The 12,716-nt window shown below is 42.1% G+C and carries 10 protein-coding genes; all 10 read right to left on the bottom strand.

The genetic code is table 11. The features are described from left to right. Nucleotides 1-23 precede the first annotated feature (23 nt). Nucleotides 24-986, bottom strand: coding sequence for an ABC transporter ATP-binding protein (locus IQ19_RS04275; protein WP_144540232.1), 963 nt, complete (start codon nucleotides 984-986; stop codon nucleotides 24-26). Between the two features lie 2 nt (nucleotides 987-988). After that, on the bottom strand, nucleotides 989-1,978 hold the full coding sequence (locus tag IQ19_RS04270; protein ID WP_144540230.1) for an ABC transporter ATP-binding protein: 990 nt from the start codon (nucleotides 1,976-1,978) through the stop codon (nucleotides 989-991). 24 nt (nucleotides 1,979-2,002) lie between these two features. After that, nucleotides 2,003-2,911 carry an ABC transporter permease subunit gene (locus IQ19_RS04265; RefSeq protein WP_144540228.1) on the bottom strand — a complete coding sequence of 303 codons (909 nt, stop codon included), beginning with the start codon at nucleotides 2,909-2,911 and terminating at the stop codon, nucleotides 2,003-2,005. An 18-nt stretch (nucleotides 2,912-2,929) separates the two neighbouring features. Further along, nucleotides 2,930-3,850 (bottom strand): glutathione ABC transporter permease GsiC, encoded by a 921-nt coding sequence (gsiC, locus tag IQ19_RS04260; protein ID WP_144540226.1) that lies wholly within the window; start codon nucleotides 3,848-3,850, stop codon nucleotides 2,930-2,932. 146 nt (nucleotides 3,851-3,996) lie between these two features. Further along, nucleotides 3,997-5,613, bottom strand: coding sequence for a glutathione ABC transporter substrate-binding protein (locus IQ19_RS04255; RefSeq protein WP_338422632.1), 1,617 nt, complete (start codon nucleotides 5,611-5,613; stop codon nucleotides 3,997-3,999). Between the two features lie 31 nt (nucleotides 5,614-5,644). Next, a complete protein-coding gene (locus IQ19_RS04250) occupies nucleotides 5,645-6,664 on the bottom strand; it encodes an asparaginase (RefSeq protein WP_144540224.1) in 1,020 nt (339 codons plus the stop codon). Nucleotides 6,665-7,835: 1,171 nt separating this feature from the next. Beyond that, a complete protein-coding gene (locus IQ19_RS04245) occupies nucleotides 7,836-9,275 on the bottom strand; it encodes an aldehyde dehydrogenase family protein (RefSeq protein WP_144540222.1) in 1,440 nt (479 codons plus the stop codon). A gap of 64 nt (nucleotides 9,276-9,339) precedes the next feature. Beyond that, nucleotides 9,340-10,644, bottom strand: coding sequence for an aminotransferase family protein (locus tag IQ19_RS04240; RefSeq protein WP_144540220.1), 1,305 nt, complete (start codon nucleotides 10,642-10,644; stop codon nucleotides 9,340-9,342). A 43-nt stretch (nucleotides 10,645-10,687) separates the two neighbouring features. Further along, complete coding sequence (locus IQ19_RS04235) at nucleotides 10,688-12,280, bottom strand: sodium:solute symporter family protein (RefSeq protein WP_144540218.1); 1,593 nt, start codon at nucleotides 12,278-12,280, stop codon at nucleotides 10,688-10,690. Between the two features lies 1 nt (nucleotide 12,281). Then, complete coding sequence (locus tag IQ19_RS28010; RefSeq protein ID WP_199749376.1) at nucleotides 12,282-12,458, bottom strand: hypothetical protein; 177 nt, start codon at nucleotides 12,456-12,458, stop codon at nucleotides 12,282-12,284. Between the last annotated feature and the right edge of the window lie 258 nt (nucleotides 12,459-12,716).

Below are 12,716 nucleotides of genomic sequence, written 5' to 3'. Positions count from 1 at the left end.
ATTACAAGCTATTACTAGCATACTCAAAATAAGTGACAAGAAACATAATGTCCCGGGTTAATTTCTTTCACTTGCGGTATTTTATTTCTGCATTCTTCTGTTGCTAATGGGCAACGCGTATGAAATGTACATCCACTTGGAGGGTTAGAAGGACTAGGGATATCTCCTTTTAATATGATTCTTTCTCGTTTCAAACGCGGATTCGGAATGGGAACAGCTGAGAGCAATGCCTTGGTATAAGGATGCTTAGGATTTTGATATAACGATTGTTTATCTGCCAATTCAACAATTTTCCCTAAATACATTACACCTACACGGTCACTGATGTGCTCGACAACACTTAAATCATGTGCAATAAAAAGGTATGTTAACTCAAACTCTTCCTGCAGGTCCTTTAACAGATTTAGAATTTGGGATTGAATGGAAACATCTAAGGCTGAGACTGGTTCGTCTGCAATAATTAATTTGGGATTTACAGCTAATGCCCTCGCGATACCGATCCGCTGGCGCTGGCCGCCACTGAACTCATGGGGATAGCGGTCAGCATGATAGGCGCTTAGCCCCACAACTGTTAAAAGCTTCTCCACCCGCTCCATTCGTTCTTCCTTTGGTATACCATGAATGACCATTGGTTCAGAAACGATTTCTCTAACCTTCATTCGAGGGTTTAAAGAGGCATAGGGATCTTGAAATACCATTTGAAAATCTTTTCGCAACGAACGAATTTGATTATCATTTAAATTACTAATCTCTTTTCCTTCAAAATAAATTTGACCTTCCGTTGGATCAAGCAATCTCATGAGCATACGTCCAGTTGTAGATTTTCCGCAGCCGCTTTCACCTACTAACCCTAAAGTTTCACCTTTTTTGATGGTAAAAGAAACATCATCTACCGCTTTCACAAATTTTTTCTTTCTGCCTAATAAACCTTTATTAATAGAAAAATATTTTTTTAAATTCTTTACCTCAAGTAATGGCGCTTCCATTTTTACACCCCCACAGTCTCCGTGTTCTGATATAGCCAGCATCTGCATGTATGATTTGCCTCAACCTTTTCTAATACTGGCTCCTTCTCCAAACATACCTTCAATACATTTGAACATCGAGGGGCAAATTTACAACCCTTAGGCATGTTACTGGGTGTTGGAACATTACCCGGTATAGAGTCTAAGCGGTTTGCATTTTTTCCTAATTTGGGAACGGACCCTATTAAACCTCTAGTATATGGATGTTTTGGATCTTCAAATAGCGTGTAAACATCTGTTTCCTCTACTACCTTTCCTGCATACATAACCACAACACGATCACACATTTCAGCAACAACTCCTAAATCATGTGTAATTAACATAATTGATGTTTCACTCTCCTCCCTTAGAGTTCGCATCAAATCTAATATTTGCGCTTGGATAGTGACATCTAATGCTGTAGTCGGTTCATCAGCAATTAGTAGTTTTGGTCTGCACGCCATCGCCATCGCAATCATGACACGTTGCCTCATCCCTCCTGATAGCTGATAAGGAAATTCATTTACAATCTCATCTGAACGGGGAATACCAACTAACTTTAACATTTGAATCGCATGTTCTCTCGCTTTTTGTTTATCATATTTCAAATGCAACTGAATGGCTTCTTCAAGCTGTTTTCCAATTTTATAGACTGGATTCAGAGACGTCATTGGCTCCTGGAAAATCATCGCAACTTCATTTCCTCGAATTTGTCTCATTTCCTTTTCCGAAAAAGACAATAAGTTTTTCCCTTGGAACTCAATCGAACCATCCACAATTTCACCCGGAGTATCATGGAGAAGCCGCATTACGGATAAGGAAGTAACACTTTTTCCACATCCTGATTCACCAACTACTCCGACCGTTTCCCCTTTATTAATCGTAATTGTGACCCCATCAACCGCTTTTACTACTCCATCGTCTCCATAGAAATAGGTTTTCAAATCTTCTATTTTAAGCATCGTCTCTGCCATACTTGCTCTCCTCTCATAAAACAATTAATCCTTTATTTTCGGGTCAAGTGCATCACGTAAACCATCACCAAGAAGGTTAAATGCCAATACTGTTAGAAAGATGGCTATTCCAGGAAAAAACGTGACATGTGGAGCTGTATTCAAATAATCTCGGCCACTGCTTAACATCGCTCCCCACTCTGGTGTTGGCGGTTGTGCTCCTAATCCCAAGAAACTTAGACTTGCTGCAGTTAAAATGGCTGATCCAATACGCATTGTAAAATATACGATAATACTTGAAGCCGTACCTGGGAATATATGCTTCCATATCATTCGCCGATCCTTGGCTCCCATGGATCTTGTTGCTTCAACATATACCGTTGATTTCAGCGCAAGTGTATTGCTTCGAACAATTCGCGCAAATATAGGGACACTAAAAATAGCAATGGCAATAACAACGTTTCCTAGACCTGGTCCTAATATTGCGATAATTCCGATTGCGAGTAAAATTCCTGGAAAAGCAAATAATACATCGCAGATTCGCATTATAATACTATCCAACCATTTACCATAGTAACCGCTAATTAATCCAAGAACTGTACCACCCGCTGCACCTAACAAAACGGAAAGAAGACCTACAAATAAAGAAATCCTTGTCCCTTCTATAATTCGACTGAAAATATCTCTACCATACGCATCCGTACCTGCCCAATGTGTTAGTGAAGGGCCTTCTAAGACATGTTCATAATCAAACTCTTCTGAGGAGTATGGAGCAACCGCTGGACCAAATAGTGCAAGGACAATTAATAGAATTACAAATACACCAGCCGCCAACGCCAATCGCTGCTTTTTAAATTTTCGCCAAAACTCCGAAAAGGGAGTTTTATTAGACAATTTATCTAATTTGATCGTCGTTTGAGTCGATACTTCTTCTCTCAATTCAACGTTTGCCATTGTTTTAACCTCCAATTCTTATTCGTATCGAATCTGTGGATTTAACACCCCGTACAGTAAATCAACAATCAAATTTATGAGAATAAACTCTAATGCAAATAAAAGCATCTCTGCTTGAATGACTGGATAATCCCTAAACGAAACCGAATCGATTAACAATCTGCCTAAACCCGGCCAGCTAAAAACAGTTTCGATGACAATAGATCCCCCAAGGAGAAAGCCAAATTGCAAGCCAGTCATTGTAACAACTGGAATCATTGCATTTTTCAGCCCATGGCCCCAGACTACTTTGTTTTCATGTAATCCTTTAGCTCTCCCTGTCCGAATATAATCCTCCTTTAAAATATCCATAAGTGAGGAACGAGAGAACCTTGCTATAACGGCTGCGACACCAGCCCCTAACGTTATTGATGGTAAAATATAACTTTTCCATGAATCCATTCCGCCTGTAGGCAGCCATCCTAGCTGGACAGAGAATAATTGGATGAGCATAAGTCCTAACCAAAATGATGGCAGTGAGATGCCAGATACCGCACCAAACATCCCTAAATAATCCTGCCATTTGTTTCGTTTTGTTGCAGAGATAACACCAATTAACAATCCAAAGATTACTGCCCATGCCATACTCCAAACAGTTAACCAAAAAGTAGGCATAAAACGCTGAGAGATTTCTTCCAAAACTGGACGCTTCGTTTTTAATGATGTGCCTAAATCACCTTGAAGGATGTTTGTAACAAAGGAAAAGTATTGAACATGAATTGGTCTATCCAACCCAAGTTCCTCACGTACCATTTCTACATCTTGTAAACTGGCATCCTGCCCCGCCACTAACCTCGCAGGGTCTCCTGGAATCATATGTACAAACAAAAAGATAAATATTGACACAAAAAATAAAATTGGGATAATACCAATCAAACGTTTGATAAGATACTTCAACATCCTTTTCACCCCTTGCTTAAATAGTCGATGAGCGCTATATCACTATAGCGCTCATCAGATTATAAGTTCTAATCTTCTTTAAAAATAATTAAGATTAGAATATTTTCTTTCCATTAGTATGGAGTCGTTATGATGGAAAATCGTTATTATTGTTTAATTTCTAAATTTTCGATACTCAAGGAACCGTCTGGCAGCAGATAGATTCCTTCTAAATAATTCTTTTTACCTGCCATAGTGTCATCGACTGATAAGAATGTCCATGGAGCTTCATCCCATAAAAGCTTTTGAACTTTCTCATATGATGCCTTACGTTTATCAGGATCTGCTGTTGAAAGTGCTTCAGCTATTAGGTTATTTGCCTCTTCACTATTATAATAAGCCGTATTGTACGATTTTGGAGGAAATGCATCCTTACCGCCTAATAACGGACGAATACCCCAGTCAGCATCACCAGTTGAAGGTGACCAGCCACCATAATACAATTCAAGCTCTGCATCCTCAGGATTTTCAACTGACCAGATTTTTTCAGACATAGTACCCGCTTCCATCGGAACAACTTCAAGCTTTATTCCAATTTGAGCAAGTTGTTGTTGCATGAACTCCATCCCTTTTATTGATGATGAGTTGTTAGATCCCCATACTGTCGCTTCAAATCCATTTTCATAGCCAGCTTCTTTTAATAACTCTTTTGCTTTTTCAAGATTGAACTCATAAGGCGTTTGTTTAGAATAAAACTGTGTATTAGGTGCAATGATGGAGTCTAATACCGATGAGTATCCATTCATAACAACCTTAACAAATGCTTCTTTATTCACTGCGTAGTTTATAGCTTGACGAACACGTTTATCATCAAATGGTTTTTTAAGGGTGTTCATCGCCATATAACGAACAATGATAGAAGGAGAATTTTCAACCATTACCCCATCTTTTCCATTAATGCTACTAGCTTGCTCTGATGGAACAGGATAAATAAAGTCAGCTTCACCTGTTTGGAGCATAGCTACACGAGCTCCGTTTTCTGGTGTTGGTTTAAAAGTGATTGAATCGGCGTTTGGTGCACCATTCCAATAGCTTTCATTTTTCTTGACTTTTAAGTGGTCACCTGGCTTCCAATCCTCAAATACATATTGTCCTGTACCAACAGGATGTTGAGAAACATCTTTTCCATATGTTTCAAGAGCCTTTGGGCTTAGCATCATTGCTGCCGGGTGAGCAAAGTTATTGATCATTGCACCAAACGGCTCTGAAAGTACAACTTTTACTGTATAATCATCAACAACTTGTGTTTCTTTTACAATCGCAAATAAGCTATGACGCTTTAAATTATTTGCCGGATCAGCCAGCCGGTCTACATTCGCCTTTACTGCTTCTGCATTAAAGGGCTCCCCATCATGGAATACAATGCCTTCTCGAAGTTTGAACGTAAACTCAGTCGCGTCCTCATTAGCTGTATATTCTTCAGCTAAGACTGGGATGACATTCATCTCCTTATCAAAACCAACAAGACCTTCCAGCATCGTTTTTTGTGCAGAATAAGACAGCGTATCATTTGTATCGTGTGGATCCATGCTAATAAAGTTATCTGCAACCGCAATAGTAATGTCTTTCCCTTCCTTTTTTACAACTTCTTGTGACGCATCGGACCCTTCTTTTGATTTGTCCGTTTCATTGTTGTTTGTGGAGGTATTGTTTGAACAGCCAATTAATAAGAGACTTAGAGACATAAATAATACTAAGAACGTAAAGAAATTCTTATTCCTCACAATGTTTCCCCCTTATAAAAGAAAAAATAATTTATAGTGCTATGGCACTTTTTAGCTGAAAATTCGGGATTAGCTCCCCAATGACCTCATTTCTTGCATTTCGCAGTTTTGGCCGATGGTATTCTTGTAATTGTTCTCGCTGTTCTTTCACCAAATAATTCAGCTGTACCAACACTTCTACTGCAGCAGGATGCACGGCTCTTCCATTTCCGTCCTCTACTTTAATGGCGATTCCTACTCCAGTTTCTATGTCACCGATACAGTAGACGGCTTCTGCTCCCGCTTTTCCAAAAAAGCGCCCTTTTCCTGCTTTCATAAAATCTGTACAAAAACGATCTGTACCTCCTACCATTTCAGGCGCTGAAATCATTGCGTCTGTGATTCGGCGTACTGTTTTTGCTCTCTCTTCACTAAGCGACTCTGGTTTGGCCATTCTTGCATACCCATATGCCAAACGTTCCAGCGGTAAACCGTGAACAGGTACCCCACAACCATCAATGCCTATTTCAATTTCCTCAATAGGATAGTTACACATATCACTCACAGCTTGAATGATTCTTTGCTGAACAGGGTGATCTAACGCATAGTAATTACTTGTCTCCTCCCCCATTCGTTTCGCCGTAGCGAGCATACCTGTATGCTTTCCTGAACAGTTATTATAAAGAGGAGTTACTTCTTTTCCTTCAAGAATGAGTTTTTTATAGGTATCCTGCCACCGTGGAATATGTGTTCCACATTGCAATGCCTCTTCGTTAAGGCCAACCCGTTTTAAAATAGATAATACTCGGTCAGTATGCATGCTTTCTCCGCTATGAGAGGCACAACAGAGTGATAAATCAGCTTCACTTAAATCAAAATAATCTGCTGCCCCTGTTTCAACTACAGGTATAGCTTGAATTGGCTTCATTGATGAACGAGCAAATATTTTTGCATCCGGGTTTCCTGCAAAATGCAGCAGATTCCCATTCGAGTCGACAACAGCAATATGTACCTTATGTGAGCTTTCAATATGGTTTCCCCGATGTACATTGACAAGATTATTAGGATTCATATTTTTCCACCTCCATTTTCAGATAATTTATAATTATCTTAAAACATATTACAACCAATTACAACCTATTTTAAAAATAAATCAACGATTGTTTAAGACAAGTTAAAGAATTTCAATCCATTTTACAGCCAATTAAAAACAATCCGCAGAAAAAGCATTGGAATCAAGCTTTCAATCCACATTAATACTTCTTCAAGTATCTATTGTAATCATTATAAAACTGGATTTTTTTAAACAAATCGAGTTACTGCCTTTACTTCTAAATTCCTTATTATGAAATGTTTTTTAAATAGGTTGAAATAGGGTTACTTCTATAGCAACTAATGTCAGATACCACCCGTGGACAATCAGTGAAGTATTGTCCGCAGGGGATAAACAAGGGCCGGTTCGAAACGAACCGGCCCTTGTTTATAAATAGATATTTTCTTTAGGAAGGGTAAACGCTATGGAACAGATGGTCACTTTAATCAGTGAGCATGGCTTCCTGATTGTTGTCACGCTTTTTCTGCTGAACAGAATTTAAGCTAAGCTTGATGTGGTGGTCGTCGATCCAGGGATTGCCGGATCGGCTGAAGGAATAAGAAAATCGGAAAATAGACTCTTCTCTCTTATCAGAGATAAATCGCTGAAAAAAACCTATTACTAATCATAAGAGGGGGAAAATTCATCAAATAATAAACCTAGCCGTTCGGCTGGGTTTTAGTTGCTAGAAAGATATTAACCTGCTTTCCACAAAATGCATGTGGAAACGCCGCCTACAACAGCAATTCATAAACCTTCCGTTTCCTGCCCCGCTGGCCCAGGCTATTGTTCTCCGGTCACTTTTGCAAGTCCGAGCCGCTCAAGTTACATGCTTCGATAGTTTCTATTATTTTTCGGGAAATAATAGGCTTTTTATGTCGTTAATTACCGCACCTTTAATGACCTATAATGGGAGTCCTCCTTTATGGGGATCTAAATATCATTTCTTTACTTCTTAAGGAATTTACTAAATTCTGCAAAAATCCGGCCCCAAAACACCCAGCCACCAATGCTTTAAAGCAATTCAATCAAACGTTTGATTGAAAAAAGTCTATCCAAAAATAAAAAACCACCGATGCATTCAATCGGTGGTTAACCATCGTGGAACATAATTGTGAAACAAGAAAATTCGGGTGGTACCTGGTACCATTTAGTTATTGTTTATAATAACCAACTTCATCTCCGTCATTTCATCAATAGCGTATTTGATGCCTTCCCGGCCGACGCCGCTTTCTTTGACGCCGCCGTATGGCATGTGGTCGACGCGGAAGGTTGGGATGTCGTTTACCAATACGCCGCCGACGTGCAGATTTTTCGTGGCGTCCATGGCGGTGCGGATATTTTCAGTGAAGATCCCAGCCTGGAGGCCATAGCGGGAGTCGTTTACCATTTCAATCGCCTCTCCAACAGATTCAACTTTGTTAATTAAGACGATCGGGGCGAACACTTCCTGGCAGGAAACCTTCGCAGATGGCTCAACATCAAGCAATACAGTTGGCTTCAGCACATTCCCTTCACTTACTCCGCCCAACACTACCTTTGCTCCGTTCTGCTTAGCTTCCTCAATCCACCCAAGCGTCCTCTCCACTTCCTTAGGAGCGATTAAAGCCGACACATCTGTCTCCGGATCTAAAGGATCCCCCACCTTCAGCTTCGCAGCAGCTTCAACAAACTTCTCAACAAAGCTATCATAACTATCTTTATGAACATAAACTCTCTGCAGAGAAATACAAACCTGCCCCTGGAAAGCAAATGCTCCGGTAACACAGCGAGGGATGATCTTCTCCACATCCACATCCTTATCGACAATCAGAGCCGCATTAGAGCCCAGTTCAAGAGTAACATGCTTTAATCCAGCCTTATTGCGGATGCCAATGCCCACTTCAGGGCTTCCTGTAAAAGAAATCTTCTTCACGCGACCATCCTTTACCAGCTTTTCCCCTACTACAGAGCCGCTTCCCGTTACAACATTAAAAGCACCTGCCTGCAGTCCGGCCTCCTCCAAAAGCTCTGCAAGAAAATAAGCGGAAAGAGGCGTCTGGCCTGCTGGCTTCAGCACGACTGTGTTTCCAGCTGCAATTGCCGGTCCCACCTTATGGGCAACAAGGTTCATCGGAAAGTTAAACGGAGTAATAGCCCCAATCACACCAAGCGGCTCTCTCACCGTATAAGCTACCCGGCCTTCCCCGCCAGGAGCAGCATCCATCGGAATGGTTTCTCCATTGATTCTCTTCGCTTCCTCGGCAGCAAACTTGAAGGTCTGAACCGTTCTTGCAACCTCACCCTTAGCCGTGGTAATCGGCTTGGCTGCTTCCATAGCGATGATTCCAGCAGCTTCGTCCGAACGCTGCTCCAATAAACCTGCTAGCTTCTCAAGAATACCGGCACGCTGATAGCTTGGCATTTCCGCCATTTTGCTTCTGGCCTGATAGGCAGCTTCTATGGCCAGATCGACCTCCTCAACTGTTGCCTGCGGAATCTCGGCAATCAGCTCGCGGCTATAAGGAGAAAACAAGGATCTATACTCCTTCGCCTCCACCCACTCGCCATTGATATATAACTTCTTTTTCTCTTTATTTTTGACCGTCATTTCCCTAGCCTCCCATTTGCAATAATAAGAAGAGTGTCTTAAACACTCTTCTCTACTAACACCTTTATATCCTTTGTTCCACTGCAAAAATGGAATCATGAAGAATCTCTACCAGACTATTAATCTCCTGCTTGTTAATCGTCAGCGGAGGAGCAAAGACGAGAATATCCATACCATCAAAGATCACCGATCTGCAGATGAGCCCCCGTTTTGCCGCTTCAGCTACAACGGCTGGCGCAAACTGTCCCTTGTCACTTTTAAGCTCGACAGCACCGATTAGCCCCAGTGCTCTCACTTCACTAACAAGCTCCCTCTCACCCTGAATCCACTTAAACCCCTTCAGCATTTCCTCGCCCATTTTCCCGGAGTTCTCTATCAAGTTCTCATTCTCGATAATTTCAATATTCTTTAATCCGACTGCACAGGCCATTGGATGCCCGCTGTAGGTATAGCCATGCAAAAGGGTTCCGGCTGACAATTCCTTAAAGTCTTCAAACATAGCCTTCGAAAATACCACTCCTCCAAGCTGAGCGTAGCCGCTTGTAACCCCCTTGGCAAAGCACATCATATCCGGAGCAACGCCGTAGTGCTCCATTCCAAACATTTTCCCTGTACGCCCAAAACCGGTAATAACTTCATCGGTAATGAACAAAATATCAAACTCACTGCAAATCTTCCGCACTTCCTGAAAATAACCCTCAGGAGCAATATGGACACCGCCTGCCCCCTGAATCGGCTCCGCCACAAAGGCCGCAATCGTCTCCGGTCCTTCCGCTTCAATCGTTTCCCTTAATGCTTCAGCAGAAAGGTTTTCCGTATAATAAAAGTCCGGTGCCAAGGAATTCGTGAAATCCCGGAATGGTTTAAGTCCTGTAGCACTTGTCGCTCCCATCGCCACCCCATGGTAGGATTTTTTACGGGATATAATTTTCTTTTTGGATGGCTGGCCCTTTAAAATCCAGTAATGCCGTGCCAGCTTATAAGCGGTATCATTCGCTTCCGATCCGCCGGAGGTGAAAAAGGTTGCACTTAAATCGCCTGGTGCAATGTCTGCAATCTTTGCTGCTAACCGGATTGCCGGTTCATTACTGAAGGTTGCAAAACAGGAGCTGAAAGCGAGCTGACTCATCTGCTCCATCGCTGCCTGCCCCAGCTCTGTCCTGCCGTGCCCGACGTTCACATTCCAAAGGGAGGACATCCCGTCAATCACCCGGTTCCCTTTTATATCTTCCAGGTAGACTCCTTCCCCTTTTTTAAAAATAAAGGCCGGCCCCTGCTCCTGCTGCTGCTGGATCGGAGATGTCGGATGCAGAAAATGGTTTTTATCCAACTCTGCCAATTCCTGATATAAAGCTGCTGTCTTGCTCATGTAAATTCTCCCCTTACTATTATAAAGTCAATATAATGTAGATTTATATTCCTAGCTTGACGATAAAATAACCCCAAAGGACAACGGAGATCACAACAAAGGAAACGGCAACTGTTAATGTCTGCTTGTATTCTCTTTTTAACTCGGCTGCTCCGTTGTGCTTGGCCAAAATTCTTTTGATCGTCACAGTAGATAACCGTGTTTCTTTAATCTTCTGGTAATAGCCCAGCTCATAATCGGTCGGCTTAGCAATAAATCCGACGATGAGTAAGGTAAGCACAGAAACAATAATGGCCAGGTAGAAATTATCAAAGCCAACCGGGAAGGTAATGATTTCATACCGTTTCAATTCACCGAACACGATAAAGGTGATAATCCCCGCAAGCATGCTTGCTGTCGCCGCCTTGCTGCTCATCCGCTTCCATTCCAGGCTGCCAATGATGGTCGGCATCCAGGCAACCGCAAAAATGGAGCCGGCGTAAATGGAAATCCAGAAGATCGATGAAGGCTGAAGGATCGCGATAATACAAACAATGACTGCCACAAGGGCCTGGGCACCACGTCCAATGAACATGCTTTTCTTCTCATCAAAATCTTTATGCAAGACGTTTTCAAATAAGTCCTTCGCGAGCGCAAATCCTGTTAGAACAAAAAGGGTGGAGGCAGTCGACATAATCGATGCCATCAATCCCGCCAAACCGATTCCGGCCAAAGCAGGCGGTGTATAATCCATCATTCCAACGATAAATACACGGTCAGCCGGATCAATTCCAGGCTTCAGCACCATCATGGCTGCGGCAGCAATGAACACAAGCAGCTGCATAAATGGAGCGAAAAACACGCCAATGACAGCGGTCTTCAGGATGACAAAATCATTTTTTGCTGGGAATACACGTGATACAAGAGATGGTGTACACCCAAAGAACAGAATCCACATGAGGAATTGAGAGAATACCCAGCCAAACGGACGGTCAGCACCGCCATTGACACCATAATAACCTGGGATGACTTCGCCCAAGTTCTTGATCTGGTCAAGGCCTGCCTGTCCAATAATGATCGGAGAAATCACAATCGCAATCGTCAGCATCGTAAAGAACATCAGCGTGTCTGTAATAACAACGCCGTACATGCCGCCCATAGCACTGAAGATTAATAGAGCTAAAGTAAATAGTAATATTAAGACAGGGAATGGAATGTTTAAAATTTCGGATAGAATAACACCTGCCCCAATTAATTGCACGACTCCATATCCCAATAAACCGATAATCATAATGGACGTTGCAATTACCGTCACCCATTTGTTTTGGAACCGTTTTTCAAAAAAGTCTGGAAGCGTCTGGCAATCCAAAGCCTTTAATTTTCTTCCTACATAAATAACAGCAAATAATGTTCCTAACCAGGCTCCATATGAACCGAACCCGGCATGCGCAACAGGCCCTTCGTTATAGATCATGCCTGCAAGTCCAAGCAGTGTGACCGCACTTAAATACGTAGCTGCCAGTGTACCAACGATTAAGACCGTAGAACCCTTTTCCCCCATGACATAGAAATCATCTTTGCTTTTTACAAATCTCGTTACGATGATTCCAGCAATAACATAAACGGCGACGACAACAAAAAATATGATTTTCTCCATCCTAAACCTCCTTTGTTATGCCATCATGAATGGGATTTGCCGGACTGTCTTTCTCTTCTTCCAGCTTTTTAATGGTTGGCAAGTACTCTTTCTTTAAAATCCACATGACAATTCCCGCTGATATGATCGTTGTGGCAATGGCGTTTCCGAATAATAGCCATAATCCTGGATTCATCATTTCAACCCCCATTTTGGTAGCAGAAAAGGGCAGATGCCCCTTCCGCTCTATTTTTTACTCGTTGAATCTTTTCTCATAGATTGTTGTTCTTGCTTATGAATTCAACCCGTTGATTTCCACTGCGGGCACTCAGCGAACCCGCGGGGAGGAACGGGAGCCTCCTCGGCTTCGCCTGTGGGGTCTCCCGCTCCTTTCCTCCCGCAGGACATTGAATAAACTTCCCCGAGTAAACACCGCACGAAGGAAATGCGTGAGCAT

Origin of the sequence: Cytobacillus oceanisediminis, from assembly GCF_007830235.1 — a bacterium.
GTDB lineage: Bacteria > Bacillota > Bacilli > Bacillales > Cytobacillaceae > Cytobacillus > Cytobacillus oceanisediminis.
Note: the sequence above shows the minus strand (reverse complement) of the source record. Positions and strands in the feature narration are given on the sequence as shown.